At 64.7% G+C, this 17,888-nt stretch carries 20 protein-coding genes; 4 read left to right on the top strand and 16 right to left on the bottom strand.

What is annotated here, in order from left to right:
* Positions 1-35: 35 nt before the first annotated feature.
* Positions 36-542, top strand: coding sequence for a DUF1993 domain-containing protein (locus tag AC1D0O_RS21920; protein WP_477655610.1), 507 nt, complete (start codon positions 36-38; stop codon positions 540-542).
* A gap of 4 nt (positions 543-546) precedes the next feature.
* Positions 547-1,035, top strand: a complete 489-nt coding sequence (locus AC1D0O_RS21915; protein WP_477655609.1) for a GNAT family N-acetyltransferase — start codon at positions 547-549, stop codon at positions 1,033-1,035.
* On the opposite strand, the gene AC1D0O_RS21910 is transcribed toward AC1D0O_RS21915, so the two are convergent.
* Positions 1,032-1,400, bottom strand: coding sequence for an HPF/RaiA family ribosome-associated protein (locus AC1D0O_RS21910; RefSeq protein WP_477655608.1), 369 nt, complete (start codon positions 1,398-1,400; stop codon positions 1,032-1,034). The genes AC1D0O_RS21915 and AC1D0O_RS21910 overlap by 4 nt on opposite strands.
* 194 nt (positions 1,401-1,594) lie before the next feature.
* Entirely contained in the window at positions 1,595-2,497 is a 903-nt protein-coding gene (locus AC1D0O_RS21905) for a LysR family transcriptional regulator (protein WP_477655607.1), read from the bottom strand.
* A gap of 113 nt (positions 2,498-2,610) precedes the next feature.
* Here AC1D0O_RS21905 and AC1D0O_RS21900 point away from each other — a divergent pair, with 113 nt between their 5' ends.
* Positions 2,611-3,636 (top strand): zinc-binding alcohol dehydrogenase family protein, encoded by a 1,026-nt coding sequence (locus AC1D0O_RS21900; protein ID WP_477655606.1) that lies wholly within the window; start codon positions 2,611-2,613, stop codon positions 3,634-3,636.
* A gap of 635 nt (positions 3,637-4,271) precedes the next feature.
* Here the strand turns inward: AC1D0O_RS21900 and arfB are convergent.
* From arfB to AC1D0O_RS21830, 14 genes are all read right to left on the bottom strand, one after another.
* Positions 4,272-4,685 (bottom strand): alternative ribosome rescue aminoacyl-tRNA hydrolase ArfB, encoded by a 414-nt coding sequence (gene arfB, locus AC1D0O_RS21895; protein ID WP_477655605.1) that lies wholly within the window; start codon positions 4,683-4,685, stop codon positions 4,272-4,274.
* A 31-nt stretch (positions 4,686-4,716) separates the two neighbouring features.
* Positions 4,717-5,166, bottom strand: a complete 450-nt coding sequence (aroQ, locus tag AC1D0O_RS21890; RefSeq protein ID WP_436155354.1) for a type II 3-dehydroquinate dehydratase — start codon at positions 5,164-5,166, stop codon at positions 4,717-4,719.
* Positions 5,163-6,290 carry a Gfo/Idh/MocA family protein gene (locus tag AC1D0O_RS21885; RefSeq protein ID WP_477655604.1) on the bottom strand — a complete coding sequence of 376 codons (1,128 nt, stop codon included), beginning with the start codon at positions 6,288-6,290 and terminating at the stop codon, positions 5,163-5,165. Before AC1D0O_RS21885 ends, aroQ begins: the two co-directional genes overlap by 4 nt.
* Position 6,291: 1 nt before the next feature.
* Positions 6,292-7,074 carry an alpha/beta fold hydrolase gene (locus tag AC1D0O_RS21880; protein ID WP_477655603.1) on the bottom strand — a complete coding sequence of 261 codons (783 nt, stop codon included), beginning with the start codon at positions 7,072-7,074 and terminating at the stop codon, positions 6,292-6,294.
* A gap of 37 nt (positions 7,075-7,111) precedes the next feature.
* Positions 7,112-7,507, bottom strand: coding sequence for a carboxymuconolactone decarboxylase family protein (locus AC1D0O_RS21875; RefSeq protein WP_477655602.1), 396 nt, complete (start codon positions 7,505-7,507; stop codon positions 7,112-7,114).
* Positions 7,504-8,736, bottom strand: a complete 1,233-nt coding sequence (gene pcaB, locus AC1D0O_RS21870) for a 3-carboxy-cis,cis-muconate cycloisomerase (RefSeq protein WP_477655601.1) — start codon at positions 8,734-8,736, stop codon at positions 7,504-7,506. Before pcaB ends, AC1D0O_RS21875 begins: the two co-directional genes overlap by 4 nt.
* A 51-nt stretch (positions 8,737-8,787) precedes the next feature.
* Entirely contained in the window at positions 8,788-9,681 is an 894-nt protein-coding gene (locus AC1D0O_RS21865) for a sugar phosphate isomerase/epimerase family protein (protein ID WP_477655600.1), read from the bottom strand.
* A 15-nt stretch (positions 9,682-9,696) separates the two neighbouring features.
* The gene (locus AC1D0O_RS21860) at positions 9,697-10,599 is read right to left on the bottom strand and encodes a 4-hydroxyphenylpyruvate dioxygenase (protein WP_477655599.1); all 903 of its coding nucleotides are present in this window, start codon (positions 10,597-10,599) and stop codon (positions 9,697-9,699) included.
* A gap of 27 nt (positions 10,600-10,626) precedes the next feature.
* Positions 10,627-11,391, bottom strand: coding sequence for an ABC transporter ATP-binding protein (locus AC1D0O_RS21855; RefSeq protein WP_477655598.1), 765 nt, complete (start codon positions 11,389-11,391; stop codon positions 10,627-10,629).
* A gap of 2 nt (positions 11,392-11,393) precedes the next feature.
* Complete coding sequence (locus AC1D0O_RS21850) at positions 11,394-12,152, bottom strand: ABC transporter ATP-binding protein (protein WP_477655597.1); 759 nt, start codon at positions 12,150-12,152, stop codon at positions 11,394-11,396.
* A complete protein-coding gene (locus tag AC1D0O_RS21845) occupies positions 12,149-13,156 on the bottom strand; it encodes a branched-chain amino acid ABC transporter permease (RefSeq protein WP_477655596.1) in 1,008 nt (335 codons plus the stop codon). The genes AC1D0O_RS21850 and AC1D0O_RS21845 overlap by 4 nt, the downstream gene beginning before the upstream one ends.
* Positions 13,153-14,028 carry a branched-chain amino acid ABC transporter permease gene (locus AC1D0O_RS21840; RefSeq protein WP_477655595.1) on the bottom strand — a complete coding sequence of 292 codons (876 nt, stop codon included), beginning with the start codon at positions 14,026-14,028 and terminating at the stop codon, positions 13,153-13,155. The genes AC1D0O_RS21845 and AC1D0O_RS21840 overlap by 4 nt, the downstream gene beginning before the upstream one ends.
* Positions 14,029-14,138: 110 nt before the next feature.
* Positions 14,139-15,371, bottom strand: a complete 1,233-nt coding sequence (locus AC1D0O_RS21835; protein WP_477655594.1) for an ABC transporter substrate-binding protein — start codon at positions 15,369-15,371, stop codon at positions 14,139-14,141.
* Positions 15,372-15,416: 45 nt separating this feature from the next.
* Entirely contained in the window at positions 15,417-16,352 is a 936-nt protein-coding gene (locus AC1D0O_RS21830; protein WP_477655593.1) for a shikimate dehydrogenase family protein, read from the bottom strand.
* Positions 16,353-16,518: 166 nt separating this feature from the next.
* Between AC1D0O_RS21830 and AC1D0O_RS21825 the strand changes: the two genes are divergently transcribed.
* Complete coding sequence (locus tag AC1D0O_RS21825) at positions 16,519-17,331, top strand: IclR family transcriptional regulator domain-containing protein (protein WP_477655592.1); 813 nt, start codon at positions 16,519-16,521, stop codon at positions 17,329-17,331.
* The last annotated feature ends 557 nt before the right edge of the window (positions 17,332-17,888 follow it).

The following is a 17,888-nucleotide window of genomic DNA, read 5'->3' as shown; positions in this document are numbered from 1 at the left end:
GGCCATCCCGCCGAAACCTACCCTCGAGAATCCCCATGGCACTGACGCTTTACCAGGCTTCCATTCCCGTCTTTATCCGCGGCTTCGCCAACCTGTCGGCCGTGCTTGAAAAGGCCAAGGCCCACGCCGAAGCCAACAAGGTGGACCTTTCCACTTACGTCAACGCCCGCCTGGCGCCCGACATGTACCCGCTGTCGGGCCAGGTCCAGGGCGCGAGCGACGCCGCCAAGTTCGGCGCGGCGCGCCTGGCCGCCGTCACACCGCCCAGCTTTGCCGACACCGAAACCACGTTTGAGGAACTGCAGGCCCGCATCACCAAGACGCTGGACTTCCTCAAGACCGTGGACGAGGCGCAAATCAATGCGCGCGCCGGCGGCACTGTGACGCTCAAGGTACGCGGCAAGGAATTGAATTTCGAGTGCGAGCCCTACCTGCTGAACTTCGTGCTGCCTAATTTGTTCTTCCACCTGACCACGGCGTATGACATCCTGCGCCACCAGGGCGTGCCGCTGGGCAAGATGGATTACCTGGGGAAATTCTGAACGCATGCACATCCGGCCCTACACAAACGCAGACCTGGCCGCCGTTGCCCAGCTTTACACTGATGCGGTGCACGGCCTCGCGGGCAGCCACTACGACGAAGCCCAACGCAAGGCCTGGGCGCCGCAGCCGCCCGACCTGGACATCTGGGAGGCGCGGCTAAAACCTTTGAGGGTACTGCTGGCGCAAGAGGCCGAAAACAGCGACGCGCTGCTGGGTTTCGTCGCCTATGAGGACGACGGCCACATCGACCTGATGTTCAGCTCACCGCTGGCGCCGCGCCGCGGTGTGGCCTCGCAACTGCTAGGCCGCGCCGAGGCCGCGCTGCGCGCCATCGGCGTGGCACGGCTTTACACCGAAGCCAGCCTGGTGGGCCAGCCGTTTTTTGCGCGCCAGGGTTTCACGGTCACGGGAGAGCAGCTCGTCGAGCGGCGCGGCGCCCAGCTGCGCCGCTTTGTCATGGTCAAGGCCCTGGACAAGCCTGGCGCGGGCTAAGGCGTCCCGGGTTCCGGCGCGGGCTCGTGCCGTATGGTTTCGCGGTCACGGTGATGGTCGCGCAGCTTGCCCAGCGTGTGGTCCAGCACGCGCTTGAGTTTGTCGCTCGCGCCGCGGAACGCCAGGTCCTGGTTGGGCGCGTTGTGATTGACGGCCAGCGGCTCGTGGTGCGCCAGCCGCGCTTCCATCACGCAACGCTTCTGGTCGGGGCTGGTTTTGTCGCTGTTCTCATCGCTCATGTGCACTTCGATGCGTGTGATGTCGCCCTTGAAGCGGCCCAGCGATTGATGGAGTTCGCCGCTGGCCCAGCGTTCGAAAGATTCGCCGGTCTGCAGGCTGTGGTTGGAATTGACCTGGATTTGCATGCGCGTTTTTCCTTTCAGGAGTTGCAGCGCGCGGGCCTGCGGGCCGGGCTGCCTGATGATCCGATCCGCCAAGATGACGGCTGGAAAATTCATTGTGCGCGCGATGGGCTCCCAGGTCTGTAGTCCTGAACGCAACCCTCAAGTCAGGGCGGGTTTGGGCGCTTTGCTTGCCAATGCGGGCGCCCGGCTGCACACTAGGCCTTGGCCAATTCCGCGCAGCGCTGCTCGATAAACTCCCGCAGCAGGCGCAGGCCCGGTGTCAGTTGCCGCCGCCCTGGTAACACCATGTAGATCGGCGAAGCCTCGGTTTGCCAATCGGTGCACAGCGCGACCAGCCGGCCCGCGGCCAGGTCGGCCACCACGTCCAGCCGCGATTTGTAGATGATGCCGCGCCCGGCCAGCGCCCACAGGCGCACCACGTCGCCGTCATTGGCGATGTTGCCGCCGCCGGTGCGCACGGTGAGTTCTTCGCCATCACGCCAGAACCTCCAGCGGTCATACACCTCTTCACCGAGCATGAAACACAGGCAGCTGTGCTGCGCCAGGGCTTGCGGCGTCGCGGGCGTCCCATGCGCCTGCAGGTAGGCGGGCGAGGCGCACAACACGCGGCGGTTGGTCAGGTGTACCGGCAGCGCCAGCATGCTGGAGTCGGGCGGCTCACCCTGGCGAAAGGCGGCATCGACAAGGTCGCTGTAGACATTGGTGACGCGGTCCGACAGATGCAGGCGGTAGCGGATACCGGGATGCTGCTGCTGAAACGCCTCCAGCCAGGGCAGCAGCAGGTTGCGGCCGAAGTCGGAAGGCGCGGCCAGTTGCAGCATGCCGCTCACCTGCTGCCGGCCGCTGGCCAGTTCCAGTTGCGCATCACGCAAGGCGGCCAGCGCGGGCCGGCAATGCGCGAGGAAGACCTCGCCCTCGCGCGTGAGGCGCAGGCTGCGCGTGGAGCGCACAAACAGCGGCGCCTGCAATTCCGCCTCCAGCCGCTTGAGCGCGGCGCTGGCGGCGGCCGGTGTCAGGTCGAGGCTGCGTGCGGTGGCCGACAGGCTGCCCGAATCCACTGTGCGGACAAAGATTTCCAGGTCTTGCAGGGCTTTCATTTGCAAATTTTATTTGTAAATAGCTTCAACTGCTACGTTGTTTATCCCGACTTTCAAAAACCATACAGTTAAAACATCGCTTTTCGTCCAACTTGAACCACAAAGGAAACACCATGAAAGCCATTGGCTACATCCAGGCCCACGCCCTCAACGCTGCAGGCGAAGCCGGCCTTACCGACATCACCCTGCCCGATCCGACGCCCAGCGGCCACGATGTACTGGTTGAGGTCAAGGCGGTGTCGGTGAATCCGGTGGACACCAAAGTGCGCGCCAGCGCGGCCCGCAGCGCCGGCCCGGATTACAAGGTGCTGGGCTATGACGCCAGCGGAGTCGTGCGCGCCGTCGGTCCGGAGGTCACGCTGTTCAAGGCCGGTGACAAGGTCTGGTACGCGGGCTCCATCGCCCGGCCCGGCACCAACAGCGAGCTCCATCTGGTCGATGAACGCATCGTCGGCCGCATGCCGAAAACGCTGGGCTTTGCCGAAGCCGCCGCCCTGCCCTTGACCAGCATTACCGCCTGGGAAATGCTGTTCGACCGCCTGGGTATAGCTCCGGGCAAAACACCGAACAACAAAACACTGTTGATCATCGGCGCCTCGGGCGGTGTCGGCTCGATCATGACGCAGCTGGCCACGCGCCTGACCTCGCTGACCGTCATCGGCACGGCCTCACGGCCTGAAACCCAGGCCTGGGTGAAAGAGCTCGGCGCCCACCACGTCATCGATCACAGCCGGCCGATTGCCGAAGAGCTCAAGCGCATCGGCATTCCCGCGGTGGACTACATCGTGAGCCTCACACAAACCGACAGCCACCTCGCGCAAATCGCCGAAGCCATCGCACCACAAGGAAAGTTCGGCCTGATCGACGACCCGGTGAATTTCGACATCACGCTGTTCAAACGCAAGAGCGCATCCATCCACTGGGAACTGATGTTCACCCGCCCCCTCTTCGGCACGCCCGACATGGTGGCGCAGCACCGCCTGCTCAACGAAGTCGCCCAACTCGTCGATTCGGGTTTGATCCGCACGACCTTGACGGAGAGCTTCGGTTCGATCAGTGCGGCGAATTTGCGGCGAGCGCATGAGTTGATTGAGTCCGGCAAGGCGCGGGGGAAGGTTGTGCTGGAAGGCTGGATTTAAAGTTGGTTTCTTTGCCGTATGGGCGCGCCTCTTGCTAAGGTAGCTGGCCGGGGGTTGCCCGGCGGCAAGTAACTTTCTTTTGCTTCGCCAAAAGAAAGTCACCAAAGAAAAGGCGACCCGCAGTCTGGGTCCCTACGCTTCGCTACGGGCAACCTGCGGTGCTCGAGCCAAGCGGGGTCCGGCTAAACTCGCTTCGCTCAGACAACGCCGGCCCTGATCCGCTTGTCTCTGCGCTCCTCGGCCCAGCCAGAACGGGGCAATCGGGAGCGGGGACAAAAATACAAAGAACAAACCAAGACAAACAAGGACTCGCCACGGCGAGTCCTTGTTTCTTAGGTATTGGTATTCACTCCCCACCCCTTGTGGATGCGCCGAGGAGCGCAGGTTCAGGCGGATCAGGGATCGCGTTGTTTGAGCCGAAGGCGAGTTTAGCGAGACCCCGCCTGAACCGAGCACCGCAGGTTGCCCGTAGCGCAGCGAAGGGACGCAGCAACCAGGGTCGCCTTTTCTTTTGCTTACTTTTCTTTTGGCGAAGCAAAAGAAAAGTGAGTAGCCGCCGGGCTACCCCCGGCCAGCAACCCTCAGAAGAGAGCGCAAAGGCCGGAGCAAGGCCCGGCCCAGCCCGAACGGCCAGTTCAAGAATCCCTAACAGGTCCCCGCAAGCCCTTGGTCGCCGACCGCTGGCTCTTGCTCTCCAGCCGCCGCTGCTTCGACCCATAAGTAGGTTTGGTAGCCCGCCGCGCCTTGGGAGGATGGGAGACCCCATCAACCACCTCCTGCAGCCGCGCCAAGGCATCGGCGCGGTTCATCTCCTGGGTGCGGTGCTGCTGCGCCTTGAGCACCAGCACACCCTCCTGCGTGATGCGGCTGTCGGACAGGCACAGCAAGCGCTCCTTGATCGCTTCGGGCAGCGACGAGGCGTGGATGTCAAAGCGCAGGTGCACGGCGCTGGAGACCTTGTTGACGTTCTGCCCGCCCGCGCCCTGCGCACGTATGGCGCTGAACTCGACCTCGCGTTCGTCAACCGGGAATTTCGGTGGCGCAGCCATGCCAGTCAGCGCTCCACGTCAATCGTCCGCTTCAACCGGCCAGTTCGGCCAGGCCGGCAATCGCCAGGGCATAACCCTTGACGCCGAAGCCGGCCATGACGGCCTTGGCGGCGGGCGAAATATAGGAGTGGTGGCGGAAGGCCTCGCGCGCATGCACATTGCTGATGTGCAGTTCGATCAGCGTCACGCCCGCGCCCTTGATGGCATCGTGCAGGGCCACGCTGGTGTGGGTGTAGGCGCCCGCATTCAGCACCACGCCGGCCAGCGTGCCCGCGGCCTGCGCGCGGCCGGCCTCGTGGATCGCATCGATCAGCGCGCCTTCATGGTTGCTTTGCCGGAAGTCCAGCTTGAAGCCATGGGCCTTGCAGGCCTGGCTGCACAGCGCCTCGACGTCGGCCAGGGTCTGCGAGCCGTACACGGCCGGTTCGCGCGTGCCCAGCAGGTTGAGATTGGGGCCGTTGAGGACCAGGGCTGTTTTCATGAAGCGGGTCTTTCCTGTGTGTCGATGGGAAGAAGATTGGGTGCGAGGTCCTGCAGCGCGACTGTCCTGCCGGTGGCGATCGAGCGCCGCACGGCTTCCACGGCCAGCAGGCTTTGCAAGGCATCCGTGACCGTGATTATCGGCCCTGCCTTGCTCTCCACCAAATCGCAGAAATGATCCAGCTGCGCCTCTAGCGGATCCACCGCCTCCAGGGCGATGTTTTTTTCGGTGAAAGGCGTCATCCAGCCGGGCTCGCCGCGGCTTTCGGGGCCATGGGTCCAGGTGTGCAAGGTGGGCACGGCCAGCGATCCTTGCGTGCCGGCGATGAAATAGCAGTCTTGCGAGGCATACCGCGCATAAGCCGTGTTTTCGCCCGAGGTCTGCTCCCAACTGCGCGGCGAGGCCACCGTGTCCGACAGCGTGAAAGTGCCCAGCGCGCCGCTGGCAAATTTGAGCGTCATCACGGCCGTGTCTTCGACCTCGAACCCGCGCACCGCGTTGGACACCAGCGCATGGACGGACTCGAGCTCGCCGCAGAGGTAGCGCAGGTTGTCCATCTCGTGGATCAGGTTGATCAGGATGGGGCCGCCGCCGGGCTGCGTCCGCCAAGGACCTTGTTCAAAGTAGCTGTCGGGTTTGTAGAACTGCGCGCTGCCCGTCACCGTGACCACGCGGCCCAGCATGCCCGACCTGATGGCCTGCCGCGCTGCCCGCAGCGTGCTGCTGTGCCGCCGGTGGTGGCCCACCAGCATAGGCACCGGCTGCTTCGCCAACGCATCGGCCAGCCACAAGCCGGCTTCCAGCGAATCAGCCACGGGTTTTTCAATCAAGGCCGGCACGCCCTGCCGCGCGCAGGCCAGCGCGCCGGGCACATGCAGGTGGTTGGGTGTAGCGAGGATCACGCCATCGGGCTGGGCCGCGGCCGGCCCGGCGAACAGCGCCTCCAGGCTCTCAAAATGCGGCACGCCGAGGCCGGCGGCGAAGTCCCGCGACGCGGGCTGCGGATCCACCACGGCACACAAACGGGTGCGAGGGCTGGCCTGGATCAGCTCGACATGCCTGCGGCCTATGACACCGGCGCCCGCGACGGCGATGCCCAGCGCGGCGCTGCCGGCCTGCGGCATGTCAGCGCAGGCCTTCGAAAAAGCGCTCCAGCAAGCCGGCGAAAGCGGCCGGCTGTTCGACCGCGCTCAGGTGCGCGGCTGGCAAGGTCTGGAGCTGGGCGCCCGGGATGCTGCTACGGATCGCTTCGGACATGGCCACGGGCGTGGCCTCGTCGCGCGTGCCGGCAATCACCAGGGCCGGGCACTGGATGCCGCCGTTACTGGCCCGAAAGTCGATGCCGGCCACCGCTTCGCAACTCGCGGCGTAGGCGGCCGCATTGGTGTTCACCAGCCGCTCGCGCAATGCGGCCACACGCTGTTTGCCGCCTCCCGTTTCATCGGCGCGGAACTCGGGCGTGAACCAACGCTGCAGCGCGCCGTCGGCAATCGCCTCCACGCCTTGCGCCAGCACGGTTTGCACACGCGCGGACCACATGGCGCGCGCCGCCTCGTCGTAATACATCGCGGCATTGGCCACCGTGATGCTCTTGAGCAGCTGCGGATACTTCGCGGCCAGCGCCTGCGCGGTCATGCCGCCCATGCTGAGGCCGACAAAATGCACGGGGCCGGCGGCATGCGCTTCAATCAGGCCCGCCACGTCATCGGCCAGCATCGCCATGTTGTAAGGGCCGGGCACGGCTTCCGAGCGGCCATGGCCGCGGTGGTCGTGGCGCAGCACGGTGTAGCGATCCTTGAGCGCGGCGGCCACGCCGTCCCACATGCCGAGTTCGCAGCCCAGCGCGTGGCTGAGCACCACAACCGGCCCGCTGCCCTCCTGGACCCAATGCAGATGAGGTTTTTTCATATTTGATTCTTCAAAAATGGGAAACGTGGGCGCGGGCTCAGGTTGCGGGCAGCAAGCCTTTTTCGCGCAGGATGTCGCCGGCCAGCGCGAACGCATGGTTGGCCGCCGGCACGCCACAGTAAATCGCAGCCTGCAAAATGACTTCCTTGATCTCGTCGGGCGTGAGCCGCGATTCGGGCGGGCCGTCAAGCGCGGCGCGCACGTGCAGCGCGAACTCCTCGTAGGCCTTGAGCGCGATCATGGTCGACAGCACCATCAGGCGGCGCGTCTTGTCGCCCAACGCCGGGCGGCCCCAGATTTCATTCCAGGCATAGCGCGTGATCAGGTCCTGGAACTCGCCGTTGAAAGCATTGCTTTTGGCGATGGACTTGTCCACCCAGGCGTCGCCGAGCACGCGGCGGCGGTTGACCATGCCTTTTTCGTTGTCGTTCATGGGGTCACCTTTGTCCGTTTGTTGTCGTCAGTCTGTGCAACCAGCGCCTGCAGCGCATCGGCCTGGGCATGCGCCTGGCCGGCGGCATGCGCGGCCAGTTCCGGGTTGAACCATTCGTCGGCGGCATCTTGCGGCAGCTCGGCGCGCAGCGCGTCGAGGTTGGCGCGCATGCGTTTTGTATCCACCTGCAGGCCGGGCAGCGCTTGCGCCATGGCGCGCACCGAGCCGTGGGCCGACATCAGCAGGCCCGGCCATTCGGCCAGTTCGGCCTGCCAGTTGCCGAGTGCGCGCTCATGCTCCTGCGGCATGGTGGCCAGCAAAGCGGCCACGCGTTGCGGCGCGCGCGCACTGGCCGCCAGCGCCACCATGCAGGCGACGGGATTGCGTTTGTGCGGCATGGCCGATGACCCGCCGCGGCCGGGCTCAGTCGGCTCGGCCAGCTCGCCGACTTCGTACTGGCCCATCAGCGAAATGTCTTTCGCGATCTTGCCCAGGCTGCCCACCAGCAGGCCCAACTCGCAGCCCAGTGCCACCCATTCGTCGCGCTGCGTGTGCCACGGAAATGCGCCGGCCTTGAGCTTCAAGTCGGCCGCCATCAGCGCAACGACCTGCGGGCCCTTGCCCTTCATCTGCGCGAGGGTGCCGACCGCGCCGCCCAGCTGCACGGCCAGCGCGTTGCCGCCGGCGGCGCGCAGGCGCAGCAGGCTGCGTGCCAGCGGTGCGGCCCAGCCCGCGCACTTGAAGCCAAAACTCGTGACCGAAGCCGGCTGCATCAGGGTGCGAGCCAGCACCGGGTCGGCCGCATGGCGATGGGCCAGCACCAGCAGGGCCGCCACCGCCTTGCGGATGTCGGCCTCGACCAGGTCCAGCGCGTTGCGCGTCACCAGGGCCAGCGCGGTGTCGATCACGTCCTGCGAGGTCGAGCCGAAATGCACATAGCCCGCGGCGTCCTTGTTGAACAGTCCCACGGTTTCCTTGAGGCTTTTGACCAGCGGAATCGCGATGCTGCCGGCGCGCCCGCTTTCGCGCACGATCTTGGCGACGTCGAACAGCTCGACCTTGCAGGTGCCGGCGATGGACTGCGCTGCCGCCTCGGGGATCAGGCCGGCGCTGGCCTGGGCGCGCGCCAGCGAAGCCTCGAAGCGCAGCATCGCGTCGAGGAAGTTACGCTCGCTGAACGCGTCCAGTATCTCGGGCGTGGAGAGAAAACCTTCAAAAATACTGCTCATTCCATGCAACTCTCAAAAATAATTCAAGCGGGGTAAATCACCTCGAAGGCATCAACGCTTCAAGCGCATCTGGTTGGGCAAAGGGACTGAACGCCGCAAGACGTCCTCGCCCAGCCACAAGGCCGAACGCCAGGCGCGCTCCGCCACCGAAGGCAGGGGCATCTGCTGGTAGTCGTCGTTGAACACCTCAAAACTGTAGTCGCCGCGGTAGCCTAGACCGTGCAGCCGGGTCACCAGCGTCGCGAGCGCCTCGCTGTGCACGCCTTCGCCAGGGAAAACGCGGAAATGCCGGGCGGTGGCGATGCGCTCCTCAACCGACTTGATCTCGGTCCACATGAAGTCGGCCAGTTGCACCAGGAAAATCTTGTCCGGATCCAGGATGTCGAGCTCGTCCAGCGAGGTGCCGGTGGCGAACATGTGGTACGAGTCAAAACCCAGGCCCAGGTTGGGCATATCGGCTTCGCAGATGAGCTCCCAGGCCTGCGGAAATTCGTTGATCACGCGCCCCCAGGACAGGGCCTCGTAGGCGATCTTGATGTTCATCGGGATCGCCAGCATGGCCAGCTTGCGCAGGTCTTTGACCAGCGCGGCAGTCTCGCCGGTGGCATGCACCGAGGTCGACGAGCAGACCAGCAGCAGCCGGCAGTCCAGCGCATGGCACATGTCCAGCATGGACTTGGCGATGTCCATCTTGTAGTCGTGCAGGTGGCCCGACAGGCCCTCGAAATCGCGCAGCACCTGGAAGCCCGTGACACGCAGGCCGCTGGCGCGCACCGCCGCGACGGCGGCTTCCATGCCCTCGGGGTGGCCGACGATATCTTTGGCGGCCAGCATGATCTGCGTGAAGCCGGCTTCGCGCACGGCCTTGAGCTTGGCCTCCAGCGGCCCCGCAAGTGAGATGGTGTCCATCCCGAAGTCGTCAATGTTTCCGCTGTAGTGGCTCATGATGTATGCCGCCGTTCAGCGCTCGTTGTGGACCAGCTCGAAACTCACGCTGCCCATCCAGGTCCGCGTGAGCGCGCCGCGGTCTTCGGTGTGCACGCCGCGCGATTCGACGAACTCCACGCCGCGTTTGCTGAGCTCGGCCACCGAGGCCAGCACGTCGGGGCTGCCCAGGCCCACGCGCTGCAGGGCCTCGTCGCCCTCCACGTCCAGTACGCTGGCCTCGGGCTCTATCAGCTGCAGGTAAAACCGCGAGGCCGCCGGACATGGGCTGCGCAGGATGCGGCCCTTGGGCAATATGCCGAAACGCTGGTCGTCGGGCAGGTCGGTGAAACCGAAGAGCTCGCGGTAGAACTCGGCCCAGTCCTCGGTGCGGTCGTTTCCGATGTACTGCACGACGCCGAAAAAATGCAGGCCAGCCACCGCCGGCGGGTGCGGCTCCACCGTCGGGATGGCCACGAAGTCCACGTCGTAGATCGAAAAGGTTTCGTAGCGGTCGACAAAATAGATGCGGCTCTTGCCCACGCCGTGGATGGCGGGGATGTTGAGCTCCATCACCTCGACGCGCGAAGGCACGGCCCAGGCGCCGCGCTCCAGCGCGCGGCGGTAGGCCTCGGCCGCATCGCGCACGCGCAGCGCCACGGCGGCGATCACCGGCTTGTCGGTGGGCGCGGCGCCGTCGGGCATGGCCGGGATGTGGGCATTGACGATGACGTTCATGCCGCCTTGGCGGTACAGCATGACCTCGCGCGAGCGGTGCCGCGCCACCGGCCTGAAACCCATCATCTCCAGCACCTGGCCCAGGGCCTGCGGCTTGGAGGTGGTGTATTCGATGAACTCGATGCCGTCCATGCCGAGCGGGTTGGCGACTTCGGGGATGGCTTCGCGGTCGGCGGCGAGCGCTTGCTTGGCGGTGCTCATGGTGTTCTCCGGTTCAAAGGTTCCAGCTCAAGAAGTTTGCGCGACGGGCGCTGCCACGGCCGCGCCCGGCACATGGCCGCCGCCCAGGAACAGGCGTTCGATGTTGGGATCCGCCAGCAGCTGCGCGGCCGGCTTGTGCAGCACCAGCTGGCCTGACTCCAGCGCGATGGCGTCGTCCGAGATCTTGAGCGCGCTCTTGACGTTCTGCTCGACCATCAGCACGGTCGTGCCCTGGGCCGCCAGCCTTTGCAGCAGCTTGAACACGTCCTGCACCACCATGGGCGACAGGCCGATGGAGGGCTCGTCGATCAGCAGCACCTTGGGCCGCAACAGCAGCGCGCGGCCGATTTCAAGCTGCTTCTGCTCGCCGCCCGACAGCGCCGAGGCCTGGGAATGCAGGCGCTCCTTGACGCGCGGGAAAAACTCCAGCACCTCGGGAATGCGCTCGTGCGTGGTCTTGGTGCCCAGGGTGATGCCGCCCAGTTCCAGGTTCTGGAACACCGTGAGCTGCCCGAACAGGTTGCGGCCCTGCGGCACAAAGGCGATGCCCCTGGCCAGCAGTTCTTTCTGGCTGGCGCCCGAGATGTCCACGCCGTCCAGCAGGATGCGGCCATGGCGCGGCTTGAGCAGGCCGAACAGGGTTTTGAGCACGGTTGATTTGCCCGCGCCGTTGGGGCCCAGCAGCAAGGTGATGGAGCCGCGCCTGACCTTGAAGGACAGGTTGTTGAGGATCATGAAATCCTTGTAGCCCGCCACCACGTCGTCGAATTCAATACAGGTATCGTTGCTCATCTTCAATTCCCCAAATAGGCGTCGAGGACTTCTTTATTGGCTCTGATCTCGGCCGGTGTGCCTATGGCCATCACGCGGCCCTCCACCATCACCATGATGCGGTGGCACAGGTCCATCACAAAGTCCATGTTGTGCTCGATCACGACAAAAGAGCTCTTGCGGCCGAACTTGGGGTTCTGGTTGAGTTCCTTGAGCAGCGAGGAAATGCCGCCCACCAGGCTGGGGTTCACGCCGGCGCAGGGTTCGTCGAGCAGCACCAGGTCGGGTTCGGCCATGAAGGCCATGGCGATGTCCACCAGTTTTTGCTGGCCGTAGCTCAGGGTGCCGGCCGGCTTGTCGGCCACGTGGCGTATGCGGAACTGGTCGATCAGCGCGTCGGCCTTGTCGCCCAGGCCCGAATCGCCGGGCGCGAACATGCGGCTGAACATGCTGCCTTTGTGCTCCTGCGCAGCAACGATCAGGTTGTCGCGCACCGTCATCTTGCCGAAAACCTGCAGGGTCTGGAAGGTGCGGCCGACGCCACGGCGGCTCAACTCGAGCGGCGACAGGCCGGTGATGTTCTGGCCGTTCAGTTCGATCGAACCCTCATTCGGCGTGATCTGCCCCAGCACGCTGTTGAACATGGTGGTTTTTCCCGAACCGTTGGGGCCTATAACGCCGAAAATCTCGCCCGGCATCACCTCGAAGGACACACCGGCCACGGCCTGGATGGCGCCGTAGGCTTTCTTGAGCCCGCTGACCTTTAACAGTGCATTGCTCATGATGCCGCTCCGATCCGGCCGGCGGCCGCAGCGCGCGCCTGTGAAGCCTCGCGCGCCGCGCGCCGGCTCCTGATGCGGTCGGGAATGCTGAGCAGGCCGTCGGGCAGCCAGACCATCAGCAGCACCACCGCGGCACCGAACATCGGCAGATACCAGTTGGAGACCAGGGGCACGTCGCGCAGCCATTCCGGCAGCACCACACCCACGGCGGCGCCGACGACAGGGCCCAGGAAATAGCCCGCGCCGCCCACCACCACCATCAGGTACAGCATGATGGAGGCCGCCACAGCGAAGGGCCCCGGCTCGATGAACTGCACCAGCGAGGCGAACAGCGCGCCGGCGATGCCCGCATAGGCCGCGCCTATGGCAAAACTCAGCAGCGTGTAGTTGCGGATGTTCACGCCCAGGCTTTCAGCGCGTATCGGGTTGTCGCGCAGCGCCGTGAAGGCCTTGCCCCAGGGCGAGCGCAGCAGGCCCCACAGCGCCCCGGCCAGCAGCACGGTAATCGCCAGCACCAGGTAGTAATAGGCCCGGTTGCCCTCGAGCGAGTAGCCGAACAGCGAGGGCCGCGCGATGTTGTTGATGCCGAAGGTGCCGCCCGTGAGCCACTCTTCGTTGCGCATCACCAGCCAGATCGCGGTGTTGAAGCCCAGCGTGGCGAAGGCCAGGTAAATCGCCTGCACCCGCAGCGCCGGGAAGCCCAGGACCACGCCGACGGCGAAGCAGATCAGCGCGGCCGCCGGCAGGCCCAGCCAGAAGCTGACACCGGCCTTCATCAGGATGGCGACGGTGTACGCGCCTATGCCGAAGAAAGCCGCGTGGCCCAGTGATTTCTGGCCGGCGTAGCCGACGGTGAGGTTCAGGCCCATGGTGGCGATGATGAAGACCAGCCAGTAGCTCAGCAGGTAGATGCCGTAGTTCTTGAGGAACTGCGGCGCGGCCAGCATCCCCACCGCAGCCAGCAGCGACAGCGCCAGGGCGAATTTGTTGTTGGCGAGTTTCATACCTTGCGCTCCTCTTTTTTACCCAGCAGGCCCTGCGGCTTGAAGAGAATCACAACCATAAAAATCACCAGCGCCACCGCGTCCTTGTAGGCCGGCGAAATATAGGCCGAGGCCAGGTTCTCGCACACGCCCACGATCAGGCCGCCCAGCAGCGCGCCGCGCGAGTTGTTGAAGCCGCCGATGATGGCGGCGAAAAAGGCCTTGGTACCCAGGCCCTCGCCCATGTCGAACTTGGCGAGGTAGGTGGGCGTGACCAGCAGGGCCGCCGCCACCGCCAGCACGGCATTGATGGCGAAGGTGTAGAAAATCATGCGCGGCACGTTGATGCCGAGCACGGAAGCGCTTTCGGTGTTCTGCGCCACGGCCTGCATGGCGCGGCCCGTCACGGTTTTGGCCAGGAAGGCCTGCGTCGCCAGCACGATGACCAGGGCCAGCGCGAAGGTGCCTATGTCCTGCAGGGTGATGGTGACCCCGGCGATGTTGAACAGCTTGTCGGCGAACAGGCTGGGGAAAGGGTGGGCTTCGGCGCTGTAGCCGGCGCGCACACCGTTGCGCAGGGCGATGGACAGGCCTATGGTCGCGACGACGATGGGCATCATGCCGTATTTGAAGAGCGGATCCACCACCCCCCGTTTGAAGACCCAGCCCAGCAGCAGCACGGCCAGCAGCACCGCCATCACAAAGCTCACCAGCATGGGGGCACCCAGCGAAATGAAGGCCAGCATCATGAAGGCCGGCAGCATCACAAATTCGCCCTGGGCGAAGTTGATCGTCCCCGAAGCCTGCCACAGCAAGGTAAAGCCCAGTGCCGCCAGCGCATAGATGCTGCCGGTGGCCAGGCCCGAAAAGAAAAGTTGGAGAAAGTCCGTCATGGAGAAGGTCCGATGGAGAAAGCCGTTTGTAGTCAGCGGAAGTTTCGATGGGCAGGGTGGCGCCCTTGCCCACCTGCGGCCGGCCCCGCATGGCCGGCCGCGGTTTCAGCTCACTTCTTGGCGGTGGGCTTGGATGCGGCCGCCTTGGCAGCGGGTGCGGCGGGCGCCGCTGGAATGGCCTTGCTCACGTCGCGGGTGGCCTGGCCCAAGGGTGCCACCATGTCGATGACTTCCTGCTTGCCGTTCTTGACTTCCACCATGAAGCTCATGCGGTCGAGGTCGCCCTTGTTGTCGAACTCGGTGTACATCAGCGCGCCGGGGTATTTGTCGGTGTTGACCTTCAGGCCTTTCATGGCTTCGGCCACGGCCTTGCGGTCCAGCTTGCCGGCCTTTTCAATCGCGGCCTTGAGCACGTAGACGCCGGAGTAGCCCTTCATGCCGTTGTGGTCGGAGATGTACTTGTAGTCCCGCTCGAACTTGGCCTTGAAGGCGCGGATGGCGGGCACCGGGGCATCCACCGTCAGGCCCACGTGGGCAATCGCCCCATTGGCGGCCTCGCCGGCCAGCTCGATGACCTTCTGGCCGGTCAGGGTGGTCTCGCCGATGATGGGCTTGTTCCAGCCCTGCTTGCGCAGCTCGCGCAACAGGCGCGCCGACTCTTCCTCGTTCGAATAGGCGAACACGCCGTCCGCATTGCTTTGTTTGGCGCGCAGCACGGCGGCCGAGAAGTCGACCTGGCCGGGTTCGGTGGAAATTTCGCTCAGGATCTTGGTCGGTGAGTTGGCCAGGGCTTTGCGGATTGCGTCCATGCCGCCCTTGCCGAAGTCGTTGTTCACGTAAATGACGGCAATGCTTTTGAGCTTGGCCTGTTCGCTGATGTAGCGCGCCACCTTGGGCATGGCGGTGGCCTGCGTGAAGCTGGTGCGGAACACATAAGGGTTGCCCTGCTCGGTGATGCTGGCCGCTTCACCGCCGGTGAAGTTGGGGACTTCGGCACGCCGTGACTCGGCCATGCTGACCATGATGGAGCCGGAGAACACCGGGCCAAAGATGGCGAACACGTCGTTGTCGATGGCTTTTTGCGTCAGGCCCTTGGCCACGCCGGGATTGCTTTGCGTGTCGGCGGTGGTGGTCTGTATCTTCTTGCCCAGGATGCCGCCCGCGGCATTGATTTCCTTGACGGCCAGTTCCACGCCGTTCTTGAAGTTGGTGCCCGCCGTGGCGCCGCCACCCGAAAGCTCGACGATGTTGGCGATCTTGATCACGTCTTGCGCGAAGCCGGCCGTTGTGCCCATGACCAGCGCGCAGGCGGCGATCAGGTGAAGTGCGAATCGTTTTTTCATGCTTGTCTCCTCTGGTTAAAAATCAATGCGGTCCAAAAATGACCCTCAAAGGGCGGCCAGCGGCGCACTGGCGTGCGCCCCGATGCGCCGGATTTCACCCGCCATCGCGGCCGGGTACAAATGCTCGCGGATAAAGGTCGCGTCGCGGCGCACCGCTGCGGCGGCCTCGGTGTAGCCAAAAAATTCGAGGTAATCCGGCGCCTGCTGGATCAGCATTTCAAAGCCGGGCTGGGCCACCAGGCCGCGGCCGCGCACCGCACGCACGAAAGGCGTCGGCTGGTTTTTCATGAGGATGTCGACCACGGCCGCATGCGGTGCCAGCCGCGACACATCGCAGGGCAGCGGGTCGGCGGCCTGCAGGCCCAGGGGCGAGGCATTGACCACGAGGTCGTAGCCCGAGGGATCGCTGCCGGCGGCGGCCAGCACAAGCGTGCCCGCGGCCTGCGGCGCCGCGGCGATACGGGACGCCACCGCGTGGGCCTTGCCCGGCACCGGGTCATAGAGCGCAATTTCCGCCGGGGCGCGGCTGCCGGCGATCGCCAGCGAGGCGGCAATGGCCGACGCGCCGCCGCCGGCGCCCAGCACCAGCACGCGTTTGCCGGCATAGGCCACGCCGAAGTAGTCGAGCGAAGAGACAAAGCCCTTGCCGTCGAACAGCCCGCCCTCGAGTTTCCCGTCAGGGTTGCGGCGTATGCCGTTGACGGCGCCGGCCACGCGGCCGTAATCGTTGCAGCGCGACAGCAAGCCCATCACCAGCGACTTGTGGGGAATGGCCAGGAACATGCCCTTGATGTTCCTTGCCAGGAAGGCCGCGCGCACAAAAGTCTCGATGTCGCCGGCCGCTACATGCACAGGCACCAGCACGGCATTGATGCCCAGGGTTTTGAAGATCAGGTTGAACACATCCGGCGCCCGGACCTGCTCCACCGGATCGCCGGGAATCAGGTAGACGTCGGTATTACCCTGGACGGTTGCAAGCATGTCGAAGTTCGCCTTGTTTTCCGCTGAGCGTTCGATGATCGATTAATCAGCGTTGATTGGGCTGAACTTTATCGCCCAGGACAGCGACATCAAAGCAATATCCTTGATATTTGTACGATCATCGATCAATAATGATCGACAATCGACCGAAACAAGGGTTTGACCTATGACCACCCCCGCCCTGCCCGCACAGCCCGACGCCCTGCAGGCGCCCAGCCCGCCCGCGCTCGACAAACGCGACTGGATCGCCGGCCTCGAAAAAGGCCTGGGCATCATCGAATGTTTTGACGACGCCAACCCGCGCCTGACGGCCAGCCAGGCCGGCGCGCGCTGCGGCATGACACGCACCGCGGCGCGCCGTTATTTGCTGACGCTGGAACACCTGGGCTATGTCGCCGGCGACGGCAAGCTGTTCTGGCTCACGCCGCGCGTGCTCAGGCTGGGCCAGTCTTATCTAGAGTCGGCCCGGCTGCCGCGCATCGTCCAGCCCTTTTTGCAGCGCGTGACGGCAGGCACGCAGGAAAGTGCGTACGTCAGCGTGATGGACGGCGACGACATCGTCTACATCGCCCGCAACGGCTCCAGCCGGGCGATGAACACCGGCTACGTGCTGGGCTCGCGCGTGCAGGCCCAGGTCACCGCCGCGGGTTTGCTGATGCTGTCCATGCGCGAACCGGCCTGGCTCGAAAAATGGCTGGCCAGCCACGAACTCAAGGCCTACACCTCTTTCACCATCGCCAGCAAGGACCGCTTGCGCATAGAACTGGCCCGCGTGCGGGCACAGGGCTGGGCGATTTCCGAGCAGCAGCTCGAGCTCAATTACCGCGGCATCGCGGTGCCGCTGCGCGACCGGCATGGCGACGTGGTGGGGGCGCTCAGTGTGACCATGCCTATGGGGCATGAGTCTAGTGAGGAGGCGGTTGGGAGGGTTTTGTCTGTTTTGCGCGAGACTGCGCAGGCTATGAGGAACTTGATTTAGCTTTTCGGTCGCTGGTCGGGTTGTTTTTGACGCCGGTTCTTGCTCCGGCCTGCGCGCTCTCTGCTGAGGACTGTTGGCCGGGGGTAGCCCGGCGGCTACTCACTTTTCTTTTGCTTCGCCAAAAGAAAAGTAAGCAAAAGAAAAGGCGACCCTGGTTGCTGCGTCCCTGCGCTTCGCTACGGGCAACCTGCGGTGCTCGGTCCAGACGGGGTCTCGCTAAACTCGCCTTCGGCTCAAACAACGCGATCCCTGATCCGCCTGGCCCTCCGCTCCTCGGCGCATCCACAAGGGGTGGGGACGGGGAGAAGAAATACCAAATAGCCGAAGACAGAAAACCGAATACTGAAAACCACAAGGACTCGCCGTGGCGAGTCCTTGTTTGTCTTGGTTGTTTCTTTGTCTTTTGTCCCCGCTCCCGATTGCCCCGTCCTGGCTGGGCCGAGGAGCGCAGAGACAAGCGGATCAGGGCCGGCGTTGTCTGAGCGAAGCGAGTTTAGCCGGACCCCGCTTGGCTCGAGCACCGCAGGTTGCCCGAAGCGAAGCGTAGGGACCCAGAC

The sequence above is a fragment of the Polaromonas sp. P1_F2 genome, assembly GCF_056405735.1.
The sequence above is the reverse complement of the archived record's forward strand: the minus strand, read 5'-3'. Positions and strand labels throughout refer to the sequence as shown.

Coding starts and splice junctions, on each gene's coding strand:
- AC1D0O_RS21865 (WP_477655600.1), bottom strand. CDS start 9,681: ATGAGCCACTACAGCGGAAACATTGACGACTTCGGGATGGACACCATC.
- AC1D0O_RS21835 (WP_477655594.1), bottom strand. CDS start 15,371: ATGAAAAAACGATTCGCACTTCACCTGATCGCCGCCTGCGCGCTGGTC.
- AC1D0O_RS21920 (WP_477655610.1), top strand. CDS start 36: ATGGCACTGACGCTTTACCAGGCTTCCATTCCCGTCTTTATCCGCGGC.
- AC1D0O_RS21910 (WP_477655608.1), bottom strand. CDS start 1,400: ATGCAAATCCAGGTCAATTCCAACCACAGCCTGCAGACCGGCGAATCT.
- AC1D0O_RS21830 (WP_477655593.1), bottom strand. CDS start 16,352: ATGCTTGCAACCGTCCAGGGTAATACCGACGTCTACCTGATTCCCGGC.
- AC1D0O_RS21885 (WP_477655604.1), bottom strand. CDS start 6,290: ATGCCGCAGGCCGGCAGCGCCGCGCTGGGCATCGCCGTCGCGGGCGCC.
- AC1D0O_RS21850 (WP_477655597.1), bottom strand. CDS start 12,152: ATGAGCAATGCACTGTTAAAGGTCAGCGGGCTCAAGAAAGCCTACGGC.
- AC1D0O_RS21840 (WP_477655595.1), bottom strand. CDS start 14,028: ATGACGGACTTTCTCCAACTTTTCTTTTCGGGCCTGGCCACCGGCAGC.
- AC1D0O_RS21880 (WP_477655603.1), bottom strand. CDS start 7,074: ATGAAAAAACCTCATCTGCATTGGGTCCAGGAGGGCAGCGGGCCGGTT.
- AC1D0O_RS21875 (WP_477655602.1), bottom strand. CDS start 7,507: ATGAACGACAACGAAAAAGGCATGGTCAACCGCCGCCGCGTGCTCGGC.
- AC1D0O_RS21915 (WP_477655609.1), top strand. CDS start 547: ATGCACATCCGGCCCTACACAAACGCAGACCTGGCCGCCGTTGCCCAG.
- pcaB (WP_477655601.1), bottom strand. CDS start 8,736: ATGAGCAGTATTTTTGAAGGTTTTCTCTCCACGCCCGAGATACTGGAC.
- AC1D0O_RS21900 (WP_477655606.1), top strand. CDS start 2,611: ATGAAAGCCATTGGCTACATCCAGGCCCACGCCCTCAACGCTGCAGGC.
- AC1D0O_RS21825 (WP_477655592.1), top strand. CDS start 16,519: ATGACCACCCCCGCCCTGCCCGCACAGCCCGACGCCCTGCAGGCGCCC.
- AC1D0O_RS21905 (WP_477655607.1), bottom strand. CDS start 2,497: ATGAAAGCCCTGCAAGACCTGGAAATCTTTGTCCGCACAGTGGATTCG.
- AC1D0O_RS21855 (WP_477655598.1), bottom strand. CDS start 11,391: ATGAGCAACGATACCTGTATTGAATTCGACGACGTGGTGGCGGGCTAC.
- AC1D0O_RS21860 (WP_477655599.1), bottom strand. CDS start 10,599: ATGAGCACCGCCAAGCAAGCGCTCGCCGCCGACCGCGAAGCCATCCCC.
- AC1D0O_RS21845 (WP_477655596.1), bottom strand. CDS start 13,156: ATGAAACTCGCCAACAACAAATTCGCCCTGGCGCTGTCGCTGCTGGCT.
- arfB (WP_477655605.1), bottom strand. CDS start 4,685: ATGGCTGCGCCACCGAAATTCCCGGTTGACGAACGCGAGGTCGAGTTC.
- aroQ (WP_436155354.1), bottom strand. CDS start 5,166: ATGAAAACAGCCCTGGTCCTCAACGGCCCCAATCTCAACCTGCTGGGC.